This window comes from Cobetia sp. 5-11-6-3 (genome assembly GCF_013374055.1).
GTDB classification, from domain to species: Bacteria; Pseudomonadota; Gammaproteobacteria; order Pseudomonadales; family Halomonadaceae; genus Cobetia; species Cobetia marina.
This window is the reverse complement of sequence record NZ_BLWJ01000002.1, coordinates 377649-397242: the sequence shown is the minus strand read 5'-3', so window position 1 is coordinate 397242 and position 19594 is coordinate 377649. Positions and strand designations below refer to the sequence as shown.

13 protein-coding genes and 2 tRNA genes are annotated in these 19594 nt (G+C 63.1%); 5 read left to right on the top strand and 10 right to left on the bottom strand.

Annotation, left to right across the window (positions count from 1 at the left end):
• Positions 1-7 precede the first annotated feature (7 nt).
• From lpdA to sdhC, 7 genes are all read right to left on the bottom strand, one after another.
• Complete coding sequence (lpdA, locus tag HXS66_RS05570) at positions 8-1447, bottom strand: dihydrolipoyl dehydrogenase (RefSeq protein ID WP_077379229.1); 1440 nt, start codon at positions 1445-1447, stop codon at positions 8-10.
• Between the two features lie 110 nt (positions 1448-1557).
• Entirely contained in the window at positions 1558-3108 is a 1551-nt protein-coding gene (odhB, locus tag HXS66_RS05565) for a 2-oxoglutarate dehydrogenase complex dihydrolipoyllysine-residue succinyltransferase (RefSeq protein ID WP_077379227.1), read from the bottom strand.
• 51 nt (positions 3109-3159) lie between these two features.
• A complete protein-coding gene (locus HXS66_RS05560) occupies positions 3160-5994 on the bottom strand; it encodes a 2-oxoglutarate dehydrogenase E1 component (RefSeq protein ID WP_077379225.1) in 2835 nt (944 codons plus the stop codon).
• Between the two features lie 228 nt (positions 5995-6222).
• Positions 6223-6927 carry a succinate dehydrogenase iron-sulfur subunit gene (locus HXS66_RS05555; RefSeq protein WP_077379223.1) on the bottom strand — a complete coding sequence of 235 codons (705 nt, stop codon included), beginning with the start codon at positions 6925-6927 and terminating at the stop codon, positions 6223-6225.
• Positions 6928-7041: 114 nt separating this feature from the next.
• The gene (gene sdhA / locus HXS66_RS05550; protein WP_077379221.1) at positions 7042-8814 is read right to left on the bottom strand and encodes a succinate dehydrogenase flavoprotein subunit; all 1773 of its coding nucleotides are present in this window, start codon (positions 8812-8814) and stop codon (positions 7042-7044) included.
• A 3-nt stretch (positions 8815-8817) separates the two neighbouring features.
• Positions 8818-9165 (bottom strand): succinate dehydrogenase, hydrophobic membrane anchor protein, encoded by a 348-nt coding sequence (sdhD, locus tag HXS66_RS05545; RefSeq protein WP_077379219.1) that lies wholly within the window; start codon positions 9163-9165, stop codon positions 8818-8820.
• A complete protein-coding gene (gene sdhC, locus HXS66_RS05540; RefSeq protein ID WP_043333108.1) occupies positions 9159-9536 on the bottom strand; it encodes a succinate dehydrogenase, cytochrome b556 subunit in 378 nt (125 codons plus the stop codon). Before sdhC ends, sdhD begins: the two co-directional genes overlap by 7 nt.
• A gap of 391 nt (positions 9537-9927) precedes the next feature.
• On the opposite strand from sdhC, the gene gltA reads away from it, so the two are divergent.
• A complete protein-coding gene (gltA, locus tag HXS66_RS05535; protein ID WP_077379217.1) occupies positions 9928-11214 on the top strand; it encodes a citrate synthase in 1287 nt (428 codons plus the stop codon).
• Between the two features lie 239 nt (positions 11215-11453).
• A complete protein-coding gene (locus HXS66_RS05530) occupies positions 11454-12341 on the top strand; it encodes an NAD(P)-dependent oxidoreductase (RefSeq protein ID WP_176503036.1) in 888 nt (295 codons plus the stop codon).
• Positions 12342-12916: 575 nt separating this feature from the next.
• Here the strand turns inward: HXS66_RS05530 and HXS66_RS05525 are convergent.
• The 3 genes from HXS66_RS05525 to gltX all read right to left on the bottom strand — a co-directional run bounded on the left by HXS66_RS05525 (position 12917) and on the right by gltX (position 14758).
• A tRNA-Glu gene (locus tag HXS66_RS05525) sits at positions 12917-12992 on the bottom strand.
• Between the two features lie 18 nt (positions 12993-13010).
• A tRNA-Ala gene (locus HXS66_RS05520) sits at positions 13011-13086 on the bottom strand.
• Positions 13087-13282: 196 nt separating this feature from the next.
• A complete protein-coding gene (gltX, locus tag HXS66_RS05515; protein WP_077379213.1) occupies positions 13283-14758 on the bottom strand; it encodes a glutamate--tRNA ligase in 1476 nt (491 codons plus the stop codon).
• 301 nt (positions 14759-15059) lie between these two features.
• Here gltX and cydD point away from each other — a divergent pair, with 301 nt between their 5' ends.
• The 3 genes from cydD to HXS66_RS05500 are packed head-to-tail and all read left to right on the top strand — an operon-like array spanning position 15060 to position 19580.
• Complete coding sequence (gene cydD / locus HXS66_RS05510) at positions 15060-16871, top strand: thiol reductant ABC exporter subunit CydD (RefSeq protein ID WP_176503035.1); 1812 nt, start codon at positions 15060-15062, stop codon at positions 16869-16871.
• The gene (gene cydC / locus HXS66_RS05505) at positions 16868-18691 is read left to right on the top strand and encodes a thiol reductant ABC exporter subunit CydC (protein ID WP_176503034.1); all 1824 of its coding nucleotides are present in this window, start codon (positions 16868-16870) and stop codon (positions 18689-18691) included. The genes cydD and cydC overlap by 4 nt, the downstream gene beginning before the upstream one ends.
• Before the next feature lie 25 nt (positions 18692-18716).
• Positions 18717-19580 carry a short-chain dehydrogenase gene (locus HXS66_RS05500; RefSeq protein WP_176503033.1) on the top strand — a complete coding sequence of 288 codons (864 nt, stop codon included), beginning with the start codon at positions 18717-18719 and terminating at the stop codon, positions 19578-19580.
• Positions 19581-19594 lie beyond the last annotated feature (14 nt).

Here is a 19594-nt window from a genome sequence, read left to right as displayed (position 1 = left end):
AGGACGCTTACTTGCGCTTCTTGCGGTTTGCGATGTGAATCGCATGCCCGTCAACGGCCAGCGCGGCTTCGTGTACGGCTTCCGACAGTGTCGGGTGAGCCGTGCAGATCAGCGCGAGGTCTTCGGCGCTGGCGCCGAACTCGAGGGCCGTCACGCCTTGAGCGATCAGCTCACCGGCATGCTGGCCGATGATGTGAACACCCAGGACGCGATCAGTCTCAGCGTCGGCAATGATCTTGGCCAGACCTTCAGTGGCATTGTTGGCCATGGCACGACCGCTTGCCGCGAACGGGAAGCTGCCGGTCTTGACTTCAATGCCTTCGGCCTTGGCCTGCTGCTCGGTCTTGCCGACCCAAGCAACTTCCGGGAAGGTGTAGATGATGCTCGGGATGGCGTCGTAGTTCATCTCGGCCTTGTGGCCGGCGATGATGTCGGCAACCATCACGCCCTCTTCGGAGGCCTTGTGGGCCAGCATCGGGCCACGTACCACGTCACCGATGGCGTAGACACCCGGCACGCTGGTCGCGCACTGGTCATCGACGTGGATGAAGCCGCGCTCGTCCAGATTGATGCCGACATCGCTGTCGAGCAGGCTCTGGGTGTACGGACGACGGCCGACCGCGACGATGACCTTGTCGAAGGTCTGTTCCTGCTCGCCGTTGGCGTCGGTGTACTTGACGACGACTTCGCTGTCCTTGATGTCGGAACCGGTCACACGGGCGCCGAGCTTGATGTCCAGACCCTGCTTCTTGAGCAGCTTCTGGGCTTCCTTGGCGACAGCGGCATCGACCATCGGCAGGAAGCTGTCAACCGCTTCCAGCACGGTGACTTCAGAACCGCAACGGCTCCACACGCTACCCAGCTCGAGACCGATGACACCGGCACCGATGACGCCCAGACGCTTCGGCGTCTCGGTGAATTCGAGCGCGCCGGTGGAATCGACGATCAGACCTTCGGTCAGCGGCGTCGGCGGAATCTCGACCGGCACGGAACCGGACGCGATGACGATGTTCTCGGCGTCGTAGGTCGCCTTCTCGCCGTCGTGACCAGTGACTTCGACCTGCTTGTTGGGCAGCACCTTGCCGGTACCTTCCAGGGCGGTCACGCCATTGGCCTTGAACAGACCGGAAATGCCGCCGGTCAGGTTCTTCACGATCTGCGCCTTGCGCTCGATCATCTTGGCCACGTCGATCTCGACGCCATCGGCCTTGATGCCCAGCTCGGCGAACTCGTCACGTGCCTCGACGAACTTGTGAGAGGTTTCCAGCAGCGCCTTGGACGGGATGCAGCCGACGTTCAGGCAGGTGCCGCCGTGGACGGTCTTGCCTTCCTTGTTGACCCACTTCTCGACGCAGGCAGTCTTCAGACCCAGCTGAGCCGCGCGGATGGCAGCCACATAGCCACCGGGGCCCGCGCCAATGACGATTACATCAAATTTATCGGCCATGTCTCTTCCTGTTGGTGCAGTTCGATTCGGATTGGCATCCCGATGGGCAACCTGTCACCCATCGGGGCCGCACACGCCCGGGGAAGCCCCGGGCGTGAGGCGTTGCAGTCTCAGACGTCGAGCAGGAAACGAGCCGGATCTTCCAGCAGGTCCTTGATGGCGACGAGGAACTGGACTGCATCCTTGCCGTCGATCATGCGGTGGTCGTAGGACAGCGCCAGATACATCATCGGACGGATGACGACCTGACCGTTCACGGCCATCGGGCGCTCCTGGATCTTGTGCATGCCCAGGATGGCGGTCTGCGGCGGATTCAGGATCGGCGTGGACATCAGGGAACCGAAGATGCCGCCGTTGGTGATGGTGAAGGTGCCGCCCTGCATCTCATCGATGCCCAGCTTGCCGGCGCGCGCGCGCTGACCGAAGTCGACGATGGTCTTTTCGACATCGGCAAGCTTCATGCTGTCGGTATCACGCAGGACCGGCACGACCAGACCACGATCGGACGACACGGCAACGCCGATGTCCTGGTAACCGTGGTAGACGATGTCGGTGCCGTCGATGGAGGCATTGACGTCCGGGAAGCGCTTGAGCGCTTCGGTGGCCGCCTTGACGAAGAAGCCCATGAAGCCGAGCTTGGTGTCGTGCACCTTCTGGAAGGTGTCCTTGTACTGCTTGCGCAGCTCCATCACCGCACTCATGTCCACTTCGTTGTACGTGGTGAGCATGGCGGCGGTCTGCTGGGCATTGACCAGGCGCTTGGCGATGGTCTGACGCATGCGGCTCATCGGCACGCGCTTCTCGGGACGCTCGCCCTCGAAGGCCGGAGCGGCCTTCGGTGCAGCGGCCTTCGGTGCGGCAGCAGGCTTGGCAGCGGACTTGGCTGCGGTGCCTTCCTTGACGGCCTTGGCCACGTCTTCCTTCAGCACGCGACCGCCCTTGCCGGTACCGACCAGCTTGCTGACGTCCAGATCGTGCTCGGCAACCATCTTGCGAGCGGCCGGCGCGAGAATCTTGTCACCGACCTTCTCGTCCTGACCTTCGTCGGACTTGCTGTCGCTTTCCTCAGCGGCCGGAGCAGCGGCACCGGAAGCACCAGCGCTGAACAGTGCCAGCACGGCTTCGGTCTCGCAGGTCTCGCCTTCCTGAACCTTGATCTCGCTCAGGGCGCCATCTGCCGGAGCCACGACTTCCAGCACGACCTTGTCAGTCTCGATTTCGACGATCAGCTCATCGCGCTCACAGGCGTCACCGACCTTCTTGTGCCAGGTGGCAACAGTGCCTTCCGCGACGGATTCCGGGAAGCTCGGCGCCTTGACTTCCAGCGTCTCGCCTTCGCCACCGGCGGCCGGCTTGCTCTCGGCCTTGGCGTCGTCCTTGCCTTCAGCGGGCGCCTGCTTCTTCTCGTCGGAAGATGCGGCGTCTGCGTCACCGATGGTACCCAGTACCTGCTCGGACTCGCAGGTCTCGCCTTCCTGGACCTTGATCTCGCCCAGGGTGCCGTTCTGCGGTGCCACCACTTCCAGCACCACCTTGTCAGTCTCGATCTCGACGATCAGCTCGTCGCGCTCGACGCTGTCACCGGGCTGCTTGTGCCAGGTCGCCACTGTGCCTTCGGCGACGGATTCCGGAAAAGACGGCGCTTTGATATCGATAGCCATTGGAGTTCCTTAACTCGATTCTCTCTCGGTGCCCTTGCGGGTCGCGGGCCTTTACTTGTTGAAGGCGTCGTCGACCAGCTGGCGCTGCTGTTCGTTATGAACGGACATGTAGCCCGCGGCAGGCGCCGCAGAGGCCGGGCGTCCGGCGAAGGCCAGGCTCATGCCGAGGCCCTGACGATGCTGATCAGCGACCTGACGCATGTGGTGCTGACTCTGATACCAGGCACCCTGGTTGAGCGGCTCTTCCTGGCACCACATCACCTGCTCGAGATTCTCGTAGTCGGCGATGGCGGCCTGGAGCTCTTCCTTCGGGAAGGGATAGAGCTGCTCGACACGGATGATGGCAACGTCTTCACGGCCCTGCTCGGCGCGATAGCCTGCCAGGTCGTAATAGACCTTGCCGGCACACAGCACGACGCGCTTGACCTTGGAAGCTTCAAGATTGCCCTTGTCGGCCAGCACCATCTCGAAGCGGCCATCGGCCAGCTCGTCGAGGGTGGAAGTCGCTTCCTTGTGACGCAGCAGTGACTTGGGCGACAACACGACCAGCGGCTTGCGCAGCGAGCGGATGACCTGACGACGCAGCAGATGATAGATCTGCGCCGGCGTGGTCGGCATGCACACCTGCATGTTGTGCTCGGCACACAGCTGGAGATAGCGCTCGAGGCGCGCGGAGCTGTGCTCCGGCCCCTGACCTTCGTAACCGTGCGGCAGCAGCATGGTCAGACCGCACAGGCGGCCCCACTTGCTCTCGCCGGAGGAGATGAACTGATCCATCACCACCTGGGCACCGTTGGCGAAGTCACCGAACTGGGCTTCCCACACCACCAATGCCGTCGGCATGGTCGTGGCGTAGCCGTATTCAAAGGCCAGCACCGCTTCCTCGGAGAGGTAGGAGTCATGGATGGTGAAGGTCGCCTGACCATCCTTGATGTGCTGCAGCGGCACGTAGGTATTGCCATCATTCTGGTTGTGCACCACCGCGTGACGGTGGGAGAAGGTGCCACGACCCACGTCCTGGCCAGTGATGCGTACCGGATGGTCGGCATCCACCAGGGTGGCGTAGGCCAGCGTCTCGGCGAAGCCCCAGTTCAGCGGCATGCCGCCGGCGGCCATCTTGCGACGGTCTTCGTAGATCTTGTTGACCTGACGCTGGACCGAGACGCCGTCCGGCACTTCGCACATCTTGTTGGCGAGCGCCTGCAGCTGCTTCATGTCCATCGAGGTATCGGCATCGCCGGTCCACTCGTGGCCCAGGTACGGCGTCCAATCGACGAACAGACCGGTATTCGGCTGCTTCACGAGGGCATTGGCGACGTGATTGCCGGCATCGAGATCCGCGCGGTACTGATCCACCAGCTGCCGGGTCTCTTCCTCGCTGAGCACGCCTTCCTCGACCAGACGCTGCGCATACTTCTCGCGAGCGGTCTTCTGGGACTTGATCTTGGCGTACATCAGCGGCTGGGTGCCGGACGGCTCGTCCGCCTCGTTGTGACCGCGCTTGCGGTAGCACACGAGGTCGATCACCACGTCACGCTTGAACTGCTGGCGATAGTCGATGGCGACCTGGGCGGCGTGCAGCACGGCGTCCGGGTCGTCACCATTGACGTGGATGATCGGCGCCTGAACCATCTTGGCGATGTCGGTGCAGTATTCGGTGGAACGCGCGTCATCGGCACGCGAGGTGGTGAAGCCCACCTGGTTGTTGATGACGACGTGAACGGTACCACCCGTCTTGTAGGCACGGGTCTGCGACATCTGGAAGGTTTCCATCACCACGCCCTGACCGGCGAATGCCGCGTCACCGTGGATGGAAATCGGCAGTACGCTGTCACCCTCGGCGTCTTCACGACGATCCTGACGGGCACGCACCGAGCCCTCGACCACCGGAGAGACGATCTCCAGGTGCGACGGGTTGAACGCCAGTGCCAGGTGGACTTCGCCGCCCGGTGTCATGACATTCGAGCTGAAGCCCTGGTGGTACTTCACGTCACCGGAGCCCTTGGCGATCTGCTTCTTGCCGTCGAATTCCTCGATCAGCTCGGACGGGCTCTTGCCCAGCAGATTGACCAGCAGGTTGAGGCGGCCACGGTGAGCCATGCCGATCACGACTTCCTTGGTACCGTACTTGCCGCTGCGCTGGATCAGCTCATCCATCATCGGAATGAAGGATTCGCCGCCTTCCAGGCCAAAGCGCTTGGTCCCCGGGTACTTGCTGGCGAGGTAGCTCTCGAGACCTTCGGCGGCGGTCAGACGTTCCAGCACGTGATGGCGGACATCGCGTGAGAAGTTCGGCTTGGAACGCACGGACTCGAAACGCTGCTGCAGCCAGCGCTTCTCTTCCGTATTGACGATGTGCATGAACTCGGCGCCGATGCTGCGGCAGTAGGTCTGCTCCAGCGCGGCGTGAATTTCCTTCAGCGGTGCAACGTCCTTGCCGAGGAACAGCGAGCCGGTCTGGAACTCGACGTCCATGTCAGCGGAGGACAGCTGGTGGAAGGAAAGCTCAAGATCAGGAATCGGTGCCGGCTTGCGCAGACCAAGGGGATCGATGTCCGCCTTCTGGTGGCCACGGAAGCGATAGGCGTTGATCAGCTGAAGAACACGAACCTGCTTCTTGTTCTCGCTGCTCTCGCCCGCCGAGACAGCCACCGAGCGGCGACTGTTGCGACCCATCTCGTAGAACTGCTCACGGATCGGGGTCAGCGGAACATCCTGGGAGGGGCTGCCGTCATGACGCGGCAGAGTATCAAAGTAGTTGCGCCACTCGTCGGGAACCTCGTTCGGGTCGACAAGATAACGCTCGTAGAGATCTTCTACGTAGTGGACATTCCCGCCGCTCATATGGGAAGTGCGCCACATCAACTCCATTGTGCCTTCTTGCATCTCTCGGTCACCCTGACTGATGGGGTGGGGTAGGCGCCGGACAAGCGCTGTCGGCGTCACTCGATTATGCCCTGTATGGCGAAACCATGGAGGCCTTCACCATCTGAGTCTTCTTTTATCGTCAAAAGCCGGTGCACAAGGCACCGGCTCCAGCAAGCTGTGCGCTGCGACAAGGTGTGACACCCTGCCGCAGCTGACGTGCAATCATAACAAGCTAGCGCTCGGCTTTTAAGTGGCGTTTGCCAGCAAAAGCTCACGAATCTTGCCGATGGCACGTGTCGGGTTCAGACCTTTCGGGCAAACCGCGACACAATTCATGATTCCGCGACAGCGGAATACGGAGAACGGGTCGTCCAGTTCGCTCAGACGCTCCTTGGTGGCCGTGTCACGCGAGTCGGCCAGGAAGCGATAGGCCTGCAGCAGACCACTCGGACCAACGAACTTGTCCGGGTTCCACCAGAAGGACGGGCAGGCCGTCGAGCAGCAGGCACACAGGATGCATTCATAGAGACCGTCAAGCTTGTCGCGGTCTTCCGGCGACTGCAGACGCTCGATGGCCGGGGCCGGCGTGTCGTTGAGCAGGTACGGCTGGATGCGCTCGTACTGCTTGTAGAACAGGCTCATGTCGACGACCAGGTCACGCACGACCGGCAGGCCCGGCAACGGACGCAGCACCAGCTTGTTGTCCTTGACGACTTCGGACAGCGCGGTGACACAGGTCAGGCCGTTCTTGCCGTTCATGTTCATGCCGTCGGAACCACAGACACCTTCGCGGCAGCTGCGACGATAGGCCAGCGAGCTGTCCTGTTCCTTGAGCATTTCCATCACGTTCAACACCATCAGGTCACGGCCCTGGGTGTCGACCTGAAACTCCTGCATGTACGGCGCAGTATCGGTTTCAGGGTTGTAGCGGTATATGGATACCTGAAGCATGGTTTCCCCTCCGGGCAAACGGGTCAGGTGCGTGCGATGCCCTGCACGCACCTGGATCACGGCGAACTCAAGCGAGCGTGAACTCGAGCGAGTGCGAACTGGTGCTTGTCAGACTCAGTAGGTACGAATCTTCGGCTCGAAACGCTCGACGGTCTTCGGCGCGAAGTTCACGTCACGCTTGCCGACACGCTTCTCGTTCGGGAAGAACAGAGAGTGCTTGAGCCAGTTCTCGTCATCACGATCCGGGAAGTCGTAACGGGAGTGGGCACCACGGCTTTCCTTGCGGGTCAGGGCCGCAATGGCGGTGGCTTCCGCCACTTCCATCAGGTTGTCCAGCTCAAGGGCTTCGATACGCGCGGTATTGAAGACCTGGGACTTGTCAGCCAGACCCGCCTTGGCGATACGCTCACGCAGCTCGGACAGCTGCTTGACGCCTTCTTCCATCTTGTCTTCCTGACGGAAGACGCCGAAGGAGTTCTGCATGATCTGCTGCAGTTCGCGCTTGAGTTCCGGCACGGACTCGCCGCTTTCGGACTCGTTCCAGCGATTCAAACGCACCAGGGCAGAATCGATGTCGCTCTGGGTCGGCTCGAGGTACTCGATGCCTTCGTTGAGCGCGCTCTCGATGTACTTGCCTGCCGCACGGCCGAAGACAACCAGATCCAGCAGCGAGTTGCCGCCCAGACGGTTGGCACCGTGAACGGAGACGCAGGCCACTTCACCCACGGCATAGAGGCCGTTGACGATGCGGTCGGTGCCGTCTTCGTTCTGCGCGATGGCCTGACCGTGCACGTTGGTGGCGATACCGCCCATCATGTAGTGACAGGTCGGCACGACCGGGATCGGCGCGTTGGTCGGATCGACGTGCGCGAAGGTCTTGGACAGCTCGGAGATACCCGGCAGGCGCTTGTTGAGCACTTCCTCACCGAGGTGATCCAGCTTCAGGAAGACGTGATCGCCATTCTCGCCACAACCACGACCTTCGAGGATCTCCATGACCATGGAGCGCGCGACGACGTCACGGCCCGCGAGGTCCTTGGCATTCGGCGCGTAACGCTCCATGAAGCGCTCGCCGTCCTTGTTGACCAGGTAGCCACCTTCACCACGGCAGCCTTCCGTGACCAGCACGCCCGCACCGTGGATACCGGTCGGGTGGAACTGCCACATTTCCATGTCCTGGACCGGCAGGCCGGCACGCAGTGCCATGCCGATACCGTCACCGGTGTTGATCAGGGCATTGGTGGTGGAGGCGTAGATACGGCCCGCACCACCGGTGGCCAGAACGGTGGCCTTGGACTTGACGACGACAGTCTCGCCAGTCTCGATGCACAGGGCAATCACGCCGACGATGTCGCCGTTGGCATTCTTGACCAGATCGATGGCGTACCACTCGTCGAGGAAGACGGTGCCGTTTTTCAGGTTGGCCTGATACAGCGTGTGCAGCAGCGCGTGGCCGGTACGGTCAGCCGCGGCGCACGTACGTGCTGCCTGGCCACCCTTGCCGAAGTCCTTGGACTGGCCACCGAACGGACGCTGATAGATGCGGCCATTGTCGAAGCGAGAGAACGGCAGACCCATGTGCTCCAGCTCGAAGACCGCCTTCGGGCCTTCGGTACACATGTATTCAGCCGCGTCCTGGTCAGCGATGTAATCGCCGCCCTTGACGGTGTCATACATGTGCCAGCGCCAATCGTCGTTCGGATCAGCAGAGGCGATGGCACAGGTGATACCGCCCTGGGCAGAGACAGTGTGCGAGCGGGTCGGGAAGACCTTGGACAGCACGGCAGTCTTCTTGCCGGACTGGGACAGTTCGAGACCGGCACGCAGGCCAGCGCCGCCGCCGCCGATGATGATCGCGTCGAATGTCAGGCTACGCATGGTGGACATGTATCAGGCTCCCCACAGGACTTGAACGCCCCAGACCAAGAAGATGAACAACGCAAGGATGACGAAGACCTGGAAACCGAAGCGCAACGCGGTCGGCTTCATGTAATCGGTCGCCACGGTCCACAGACCGATCCAGGCGTGTGCGGCAATCGCGATGAATGCCATCAGAGAGAAGATGCGCATTGCCGTGTTCTCGAACAGACCACTCCAGGTGGCGTAATCGAGGTTCGGGTGCAGCAGGAGATAGCCGACCATGAACACGGAATAGGCTGCCAGAACCACGGCAGACACACGCTGCAGCACCCAGTCAGACAGACCACTGCGACTGAAATTGGTGATGTTGTTTACCATACCCAGACTCCCGCCAGGACCACGAGAACGGCACTGATCACGACAGTGACCTGCGCCTTGCGATTCGCACTTTCAAGTTCGACACCAATGTCCATGTCCATCAGCAGGTGCTTGATACCTGCCACGAAATGGAAACCGAGGGCAGACAGCAGGCCCCAGGCCACGATCTTGGCAAGGAAATTGGTTGCCAGGGTGTCACGCACTGCCTCGAACCCTTCCGGGGAGGACAGCGAGGCATCGAGTGCCCACAACGCGAACACCAGGCCCACGAACAGAATCACGCCGGTAATACGGTGAGTGATTGAAGTAAGGGCAGGGAGAGGGAATTTGATCGTCGTCAGATCGAGATTTACGGGTCGTTTGCTATTCACGGCTCTTACACACTCTCTTGGCCCAACACGGACGCAAGCCCGCAGGGGCGGTGGTTTGAGGAAGGGTCTCGGGCGCAGGCCATCCACGGTACCGAGCCGAATTTCCCGCCAGTCGCGCGACGGAGGATTATAGGGGTTGGCCATTGGCATGACAAATGACACGACGTCGCATAGCCGCAACCACGAATTGCACAAAATGCGGCGATCAGGACGCAACCTGAAGGGCATGGAACGACAAACGTCGGGAAACTGACGCACAGCGCAGCATCGCACGTCTCTACGCCGAGTGGCGAATTGACAATCTTTGGCGGGCTTCTATAGTGGGCGGGATTGATGCAAGCCCGGCATGGCAAGCAAGTCAAAGAGTTACGCGAATAATGAGGAGGTCGGCATGACTGACAAGAAAGCGACACTGACGGTAGACGGTATCGACAAGACCATCGAATTTCCGGTCTATTCCGGCACGCTCGGCCAGGACGTCATCGATGTCCGCGGCCTGACCGCCGAAGGCATGTTCACCTACGACCCGGGCTTCGTCTCCACCGCCGCCTGCGAATCTTCCATCACCTTCATCGATGGCCAGAAAGGCGTCCTGCTGCATCGCGGCTACCCCATCGACCAGCTGGCCAAGAGCTCCAACTATATAGAGCTGTGCTACCTGCTGCTGTTCGGAGAGCTGCCGAACAAGGAAGAGTACGACAAGTTCGCGCAACTGATCGGCAACCACACCATGGTGCACGAGCAGATCGTCAACTTCTTCAAGGGCTTCCGTCGTGATGCCCACCCGATGGCGATCCTGTGTGGCGTCGTCGGTGGCCTGGCCGCCTTCTACCACGACAATCTGAACATCAACAACGAGAAGGAACGCTACGTCAGTGCGGTGCGCCTGATCGCCAAGATGCCGACCCTTGCGGCCATGTGCCACAAGTACAACATCGGCCAGCCGTTCATGTACCCGCGCAATGACCTCTCCTACGGCGAGAATTTCCTGTACATGATGTTCGGCAATCCGTGTGAGGAGTACAAGATCAACCCGGTGTTCGCCAAGGCGATGGACACCATCTTCATGCTCCACGCCGACCACGAGCAGAATGCCTCGACCTCCACCGTGCGCCTGGCAGGCTCCACCGGCGCCAATCCGTTCGCCTGCATCAGCGCCGGCATCGCGGCACTCTGGGGCCCGGCACACGGCGGCGCCAACGAGGCCGTGCTCAACATGCTCGATGAGATCGGTGAGGATTCCGAGGAGAACATCCAGCGCTTCATCGACAAGGCCAAGGACAAGGATGACCCGTTCAAGCTGATGGGTTTCGGACACCGCGTCTATCGCAACTTCGATCCGCGCGCCAAGGTCATGAAGGAGACCTGTGACGAGGTGCTGGAGCAGCTGGGCATGGCCGACGATCCGCAGCTCAAGATCGCCAAGCGTCTGGAGCAGATCGCACTGGAAGACGAGTACTTCATCGAGCGCAAGCTGTACCCGAATGTCGACTTCTACTCCGGCATCATCCTCAAGGCGATCGGCATCCCGACCAACATGTTCACGGTCATCTTCGCCATGTCACGCACCATCGGCTGGATCTCCCACTGGAACGAGATGATCGCCGGTGGCCATCGTATCGGCCGCCCGCGCCAGCTCTACACCGGCCACCCGCAGCGCGACTACCCGGCCAAGTAAGCCACGTCGCACCCCGGCAGCCGACCGAAACCGCCTCTCAGGAGGCGGTTTTTTCGTTTCTGACGCCCCTGCCCTGCTCGCCTGCCTCACGCCCCTGTCACCCCTCCTGCACAAGCCATCAGTCATATACAGTCCCTCGCCCCACGCCAGACGTGCTAGCGTAATGTCACGCGGTACCGACACCGCCGTCATGCCCAGCAAGTCCGCCTTTCGCTGATAGATGGCCAGGAGCCCTTCGCATGTCAGAGACACACGCAACGCCACGCATTGCCGCCTTCATCGGACTCGGCGTCATGGGTCACCCCATGGCCGGCCACCTGACACGCGCAGGATGGGAAGTGCGCGTCTACAACCGGACCCGCTCGCGCGCCGAACAGTGGTGCGAGGAGTACGGCGGCACCCATCACGCCACGCCGCGAGAAGCCGCGGAAGGCGCCGAGATCGTGCTGATGTGCGTCGGCAATGATGATGACGTGCGCAGCGTCACCTACGGCGCCGATGGCGTACTGGCCGGACTGTCGGAGGGAGGGCTGCTGGTGGATCACACCACGGCCAGCGCTGATCTGGCGCGAGAGCTGTCCTTGGCGGCGCGCGAGCATTCGGTCGGCTTCGTGGACGCCCCCGTGTCTGGCGGCCAGCAGGGGGCCATCAATGGCGCGCTGACCATCATGTGCGGTGGTGACCCGCAAGATTACGATCGCGCAGCACCGGTACTGGCGCATTACGGGCGCATGGTGAAGCGTATCGGGGAGACCGGCGCCGGCCAGACCACCAAGATGGTCAACCAGATCTGCATTGCCGGACTGGTTCAGGCGCTCTCCGAGGGACTGCACTTCGCCGAGCAGGCGGGACTGGATCGCGAGGCGGTGATCGAGGTGATCTCCAAGGGCGCAGCGGGCTCGTGGCAGATGGAGAACCGACACGCCACCATGATCCGCGATGAGTACGAGCACGGCTTCGCCGTCGACTGGATGCGCAAGGACCTCGACATCTGTCTGGCGGAGGCACGCCGCATCGAGGCAAGCCTGCCGGTGACGGCGCTGGTCGATCAGTTCTATGCCGACGTCCAGAGCATGGGGGGCGGCCGCTGGGACACCTCCTCGCTGCTCAAGCGCCTGGCCAGATGAGGCGAGCCCTCCCCTCTCGAAGCGGCCTCGCCCGCGTCATCGCGCAGCGAATCAGGCACTGATCGAATGACGTCCTGCTAGCCGTGCAAGCCGCCCGATGAAAAGCGCCGATTCCAGCGTCAGCGAGACGTTGGAATCGGCGCTTTCTTGATGCCGCATTGCAACAACCCTGCCACCGTCACGCTGCGCTGCCTTTTTCCACACTATCTGTGGATAACCTCGTTGATAACCCTTAGACAAGCGCTTCCAACCTGCATGACAGCGGGCTTACCAACAGATTGCACAATTTTTAACCAGCTTATAAGCCATTGATATAAAAGAAAATTTTGGCATGCAGGAGCAAGCGCAGACCGGATGGCCGCACTTCGAGGGGGAGTATGAGGAAAGTTCACGTCCTGGCCGCGCAGTGGACAACACAACAGCGATGTCAAGGGCGACTTGGGGATAACATGCGTTTCGGGCGACACACCGGCTGTGCATAAGCCGAAATCAGAGACAAAAAAAACACACCCCGCAAGGTGTGCTTTTTGTTGACTTCCCGAGGCCATCACAGGCGACTCGAGATGTCAGAAGAGTGGCGTCCCATAGGGGGTTCGAACCCCTGTTACCGCCGTGAAAGGGCGGTGTCCTGGACCACTAGACGAATGGGACGCAGTCGCTTGAGAAACTTGGTGGAGCCTAGCGGGATCGAACCGCTGACCTCAACACTGCCAGTGTTGCGCTCTCCCAGCTGAGCTAAGGCCCCGTCTCTCAAGAACGAGGCGTATATTACTGACCCGCCTCGTAGTCGTCAACTTCTTTTTCACACAATTTCGTCGCGCGCCTCATCAGGGCCACCAGGGCAGTCCGACAGCGCCTTGAGAAGGCTCAGCGCCCTGCTGCAGCGCATGCCCCCATGACACACGTTCGCCATGGGGGCCCTTCAGGCATCACTGACACCCTTACAGCTCGCGATATTCCTTCTCGAAGCGCTTGGCAGCCTTCTTGGAGACGCCGCCCAGCACTGCCACGGCATGACGCAGACGTGCACGGGTCATGTCGGAACCGAGAATGACCATCGCATCCATCACCGAGGTGGAGGTCGCCGAGCCAGTCACCGCCACGAACACCGGCGCCAGGAAGTCCTTCATCTTGAGTTCGAAGTGCTCGGACAGCAGCTTCACTTCCGCCAGCAGGTGCTCCTTGTCCCAGGTGCTCACGGCCTCGAGCTTCCAGGTCAGGAACTGCATCTGACGCACCAGGTCTTCGCCCTGAAGCTTGGCCTTGGCGAAGTCGTCCGGCGTGATGGCCGGCAGTCCGGAGAAGAAGTGCCCCGCCAGCGGAATCGCCTCGGACAGCGTCTCGATGCGCGGCTTCACTTCCGGCAGGATCTGCTTGACGTAGGACTCGTTGAAGGCCCATTGACGCAGCTCGCTCAGCAGCTCGTCCTCGGACAGGTCACGGATGTAGAGACCGTTCAGCCAGCTGAGCTTCTCGACATCAAACACCGGGCCGCCAAGGGAGACGCGCTGGATGTCGAAGTGCTCCTGCATCTCGCTCAACGTGAACTTCTCGCGCTCGTCCGGCATGGACCAGCCGAGACGCCCGAGATAGTTGATCACGGCCGCCGGCAGATAGCCCATGCGGCGGTAATACAGGATGGACGTCGGGTTCTTGCGCTTGGACAGCTTGGTCTTGTCCGGATTGCGCAGCAGCGGCATGTGGCAAAGCTCCGGCATCTGCCAGCCGAAGTACTCATACAGCAGCTGATGCTTGGGCGCCGAGTTGATCCACTCCTCACCGCGCATCACGTGGGTGATCTCCATCAGGTGATCATCCACCACGTTGGCCAGATGGTAGGTCGGCATGCCATCGGACTTGAGCAGGATCTGCGCATCGACCTGGGCCCAGTCGACCTCGATCTCGCCGCGCAGCATGTCCTTGACCACACAGGTACCGCTTTCCGGTACGTTCATGCGGATGACGAAGGGCGCACCCGCCGCTTCACGACGTGCCACTTCCTCGGCCGGCAGGGCGAGATCGGACGGCTTGAGCGCCATGTGAAGACCTTCGGCCTTGCGGGAGTCGCGCAGCTCATCCAGCTCCTCGCTGGTGCGGAAGCACTTGAAGGCGTGGCCGGCATCGATCAGTTGCTGGCAATGCGCGGCATAGATGTCGCCACGCTCGCTCTGGCGATACGGACCATGGGGGCCGCCGACATCCGGACCTTCCGACCATTCGATGCCCAGCCAGCGCAGCGAGTCGAGAATCATCTGCTCGGACTCACCGGTGGAGCGGGTCTGATCGGTATCCTCGATACGCAGAATGAACTCGCCACCGTGCTGACGAGCGAAGCACTGGTTGAACAGGGCGATATAGGCAGTGCCGACGTGGGGATCACCAGTCGGCGACGGTGCGATACGCGTACGAACGGTCATGTGGAGTCCAGTATTTCAGGGGGAGTGTCAAGAAGGGTGTCGAAAAGCGTCTCGAGATGACGGCCGGGCGCGAGGCGCGACAAGAGCTCGAACCAGCCTGGCAAGTGGTGCCCGGCCAACACGCTTCAATTCGGCAGCCTGTACTGGGGGCATATTATACGCAAGGTGAAGATGTGCGACAGTGCGTCACCGTGTGCCAACGCCTCCACGGCGGTAAGCTGACGCCCGATGATCGTCCGCCGTGACGCCTGGCGCCCGCGCCTTCTCACCACCCCCTCTGCCACCACCGGCAGGAGCCAGCATGTCCCGAACCACCGCCTCGTCTGATGTTGCCTCCCCCCTTGACGCTGACGCCTCGTCGCCTGAGTTCGTGCCACGCCGCTGGCTGGAGACCCTGGCCCGAGCTGGCGGCCACTGGCCGAACATCGCCATCGGCTGCGCCCTGCTCTCGACCCTGGTGCTGCTGGCACAGGCGTGGAGCATCGCGCGCCTCGCCCAGGGCGTGGCGATCGAGCGCGAGTCGCTCATGACACTGTGGCCGGCCATCGCGGTACTCGCCGCCAGCCTCTCGCTGCGAGGCGCGCTTGGCGGGCTGCGCAGCTACGCTGGCACCCGTGCCAGTCAGCAGATCCGTCGCCGCCTGCGAGAGCGTCTATTGCAGCGCTTCGCCGAACTCGGCCCACTGTGGGTGCATCGCCAGCACCGCGCCAGCCTCGCCAACCGTGTCTGGGACCAGGTCGAGTCGCTGCATGGCTATTACGCCGATTTTCGCCCCCAGACTCGCCTGGCCGGGCTCATCCCGTTGCTGCTGCTGGCAGTCGTCTTTCCGCTCAACTGGGCGGCGGGCCTGATTCTGGCGATCACCGCCCCGCTGGTACCCATCTTCATGATTCTGGTCGGGATCGCGGCGCGCAAGCGCTCCCGCGAGCAATTCCAGGAGATGGACCGCATGGGGCGCCACTTCATGGACCTGCTCACCGGCCTGAAGACGCTCAAGCTGTTCGGCAGCGCCAGACGCGGCGCCCAGGTCGAGGCCGTCAGTCACGCCTTTCGCAAGCGCACCATGCGCGTGCTGCGCCTCGCCTTCCTGTCCTCCACGGTGCTGGAATTCTTTACCGCCGTGTCCATCGCGCTGCTGGCGGTCTATCTCGGCTTTCACTTCCTCGGTCATCTGCAGTTCGGCACCTGGGACGAGGCACCGCTGACGCTGCAGACCGCCCTGTTCATTCTGGTGCTGGCGCCCGAGTTCTATCAGCCGCTGCGCGAGCTGGGCGTGCATTATCACGCCAAGGCCGAGGCCGAAGCGGCCGCGCTCGACCTGGCGCCGATCGTCGGTGCCACCCCCTTCTCCCGTCAGCAGACGCCTGACGACGTGAACACCACGCCGCCTCGCAGCGCGACCCGCCCCATCACCTTCAGCGCCCTGAGATTGCAGGACGTGAGCGTGCGCCATGCCGGCCAGCTCCCGGACACGCCCCCCGCGCTGGGCCCGCTGTCACTGCAGATCTCCGCCGGTGAACGAATCGCCATCACCGGCTCTTCGGGGGCAGGCAAGTCGACACTGCTCAACCTGCTGCTGGGCTTCGTCGAAGTCGCCGACGGCATGCTGTCTCTGAATGGACATCCCTTGACCCAGGGCCTCCTGGCCGGCACGGCCACCTGGGTGGGCCAGGAAACGGTGGTCCTGTCCGGCACGCTGGCCGACAACCTGCGACTGGCAAAGCCTCAGGCCAGCGACGACGAACTCGAGGCCGCGCTGGCCAAGGCCGACCTGTCCACATGGCACGCCAGCCTGCCCCACGGACTCGCGACACCGCTTGGCGAGGGCGGTCAGCCACTGTCCGGTGGGCAGGCACGCCGCCTGTCGCTGGCGCGCGCCTTCCTGCATGATGCGCCGCTGGTGCTGCTGGACGAACCCACCGCCAGTCTGGATGCCGAGAGCGAGGCACGTGTGATCCGGGCACTGCAACGCCTCGGCGAAGGCCGCACCCTGCTGCTGCTCACACATCGTCCCGAACTGCTGCCACTCTGCCAGCGCCTGATCCGTCTCGAAGGCGGCCGCCTGGTGGAAGATCGGCACCTGCAGGCCACCAGCCCGCGAGGTGATGCATGACACCCCCTGACGTCCCCCCGACCGCCCGGCCACCATCGCTTGGCGAACTGAGTCCCTACCTGGCGTTGATGCGCGAGCACCGGGGCTGGCTGGGTGTCGGCGCCCTGCTGGCGCTGATCACCCTGCTGGCAGCCACCGGGCTGCTGGCGCTGTCGGGATGGTTCCTCTCCGCCACCGCCGTGGCCGGCGTGAGCGTCGCGGCCACCCAGGCCTTCAACTTCTTCACTCCCGCGGCTGGCGTGCGCGGACTGGCACTGGCGCGCACCGCCGGACGCTATGGCGAGCGCGTCACCACCCACGAAGGCACGCTGCGCCTGCTGGCCAGCCTGCGTCGTCGTCTGTTCGACGCCATCGAACCCCTCTCCCCCGCCGCTCTGCAGCGTGCCGGGCAGGGCGAGCTGATGACGCGTCTGGGCGCGGATGTCGATGCTCTCGACAGCCTCTATGTGCGCGTGCTGATTCCGTCACTGGTGGCGGTGTGTGCCATCCTCGCAGCCGGTACGCTGATCGGCGTCTTCGCGCCGACATTGGCGCTGATCACCGTGCTGGGGCTGGCGCTGACCGGGGGGCTGGTGCCGTGGCTGGCATGGCATCTTGGCAGCCGCGATGCCATGCGCCATCAGGCCTCCGCCAGTCACCTGCGTGCCCGTCTGCTGGAGCGACTGCAGGGCCTGGGCGAGCTGGTCATCTACGGACGCTGGCAGGCAGAACTTGCCAGCCTGGCGGAGCAACAGGCCGAGCGTGATCGCATCGAGCGCTCCCAGGCGCGTCGTCAGGCGCTGGCCACCTGGCTGAGCCATACGCTGCTGGGGCTGACGCTGGCAGGGGTCGCCCTGCTCGGCGTCATGCAGATGGCGCCTCAGACGCAGACGGCTGTCGGTGACGTGACCGCCCATGCCGGCGAGCTGCTCGACGGCCGCCTGCTGGCGCTGTTTCTGCTGGCGATCCTCGGTGCCTTCGAAGCCCTCGCCCCCCTGCCGCTGGCCTGGCAGGGGCTGGGCCGCTGCCTGTCGGCGGCCGCGCGCCTCAACCAGGTACAGGCCGATACCCCGGCGCCACAGTTTCCGGAGGACTCCGCCGCCGCCACGCCTGTCGGGCATGAACTGGTGATCCATGACCTGAATGTCGCGCATGGCGACACTCAGGTGCTCGAGCAGCTGTCGCTGAGCCTGGCAGCGGGCGAGCATCTGGCCTTGCTTGGCCCCTCCGGCAGCGGCAAGAGCACCCTGCTGGAAGTGCTCAGCCGCTTCCATGCCCCGAATTCCGGCAGCATTCATCTGGGCGGTGTGGCGCTTGAGTCGCTCGACGAGGCCACACTGCGCGCAAGCTTCGCCGTCTGTCCGCAGGACACGCATCTGTTCTGCGCAAGCTACGCTGACAATCTGCGCCTGGCCGCGCCTGAGGCCAGTGATGAGACACTCATCCACATGCTGGAAAGCCTGGGGCTTGGCGAGTGGCTGGCCCGACAGCCGCAGGGGTTGGCTGGCTTCCCGGATGAGGGGGGCCGTTCGCTGTCCGGAGGCCAGCTGCGTCGCTTCGGTGTGGCACGGGCGCTGCTCTCGCCCGCCCCGATCGTGCTGCTCGACGAGCCCTGTGAAGGCCTGGATCGCGAGAGTGCCGAGCGGGTGATCAGCGCGATTCTCACGGCCTGCCGGGGACGCAGCCTGATCATGATCACCCATCAGCCGCTGGGGCTTGAGCGCTTTGCGCGTCTGGCACTGCTGGAAGAAGGGAGACTCAAGGAAGATGCCACGCCGACCACACTGCAGGCCGACTCGCGGCTGGCACGCCTGATGGCGCGCACCACGAATCAGGCCTGACATGAACGCTTTCGCGGGAGGGACGATGACGGAATCCACACTCAAGGATCAACCACTGGCCGCTGACACCTTTGCACGCCTCCCACAGGGCTTCACCGCTCTGGTGACGGGTGCCGGGGGCGGTATCGGACGCGCGATGCTCGAAGAGCTGCTCGCCCACGAACGCTGCGGCCGGGTGCTGGCGGTCAGCCGTGACGTCTCGCGTCTGCCGGCACATCCCGCACTTGCCTCACTGCAGGCTGACCTGACCACCGACGAGGGCATGGCGCGGCTGGCAGACTGGCTCCGCGAGCAACTGGATGACACGGGGCAGGAAGAGAACAAGGAGAAGCACGAGGAGAACGAGCCCAGGCCAGGCCAGCCACCGGCACTGATCCTCAACACCATGGGGCTGCTGCATGAGGAAGCCTTTGAGCAGCACGCGGCACTGTGGCCCGAGAAACGTCTCGAGGATCTCGACATGGCCGCGCTGACGCGCCTGCATCAGGTCAATGCCTTCGTCCCGGCCCTGTTGCTGGGGATGCTCGCGCCACGCCTACGCCGGCGCACGCCGCTGATCTTCGCCTCGCTCTCGGCGCGGGTCGGCTCGATCAGCGACAACCGCAGTGGCGGCTGGTATGCCTACCGTGCCAGCAAGGCCAGTCACAACATGCTGCTGAAGACCGCCGCCATCGAGATCGCGCGCCGCAATCCCGAGGCTGTGTTGGTCGCGCTGCATCCGGGCACCACCGATACCGGGCTTTCGGCCCCCTTTCAGGCGCGGGTCCCCGAGCACAAGCTGTTCACGCCAGGCTACGTGGCGCGTCGCCTGCTGCGGGTGGCGGGTGAGCTGTCGCCAGAGGACAGCGGCGGCTTCCGTGACTGGGCCGGCGAGCCGATCGACTGGTGACGGAAGCTGCGGGG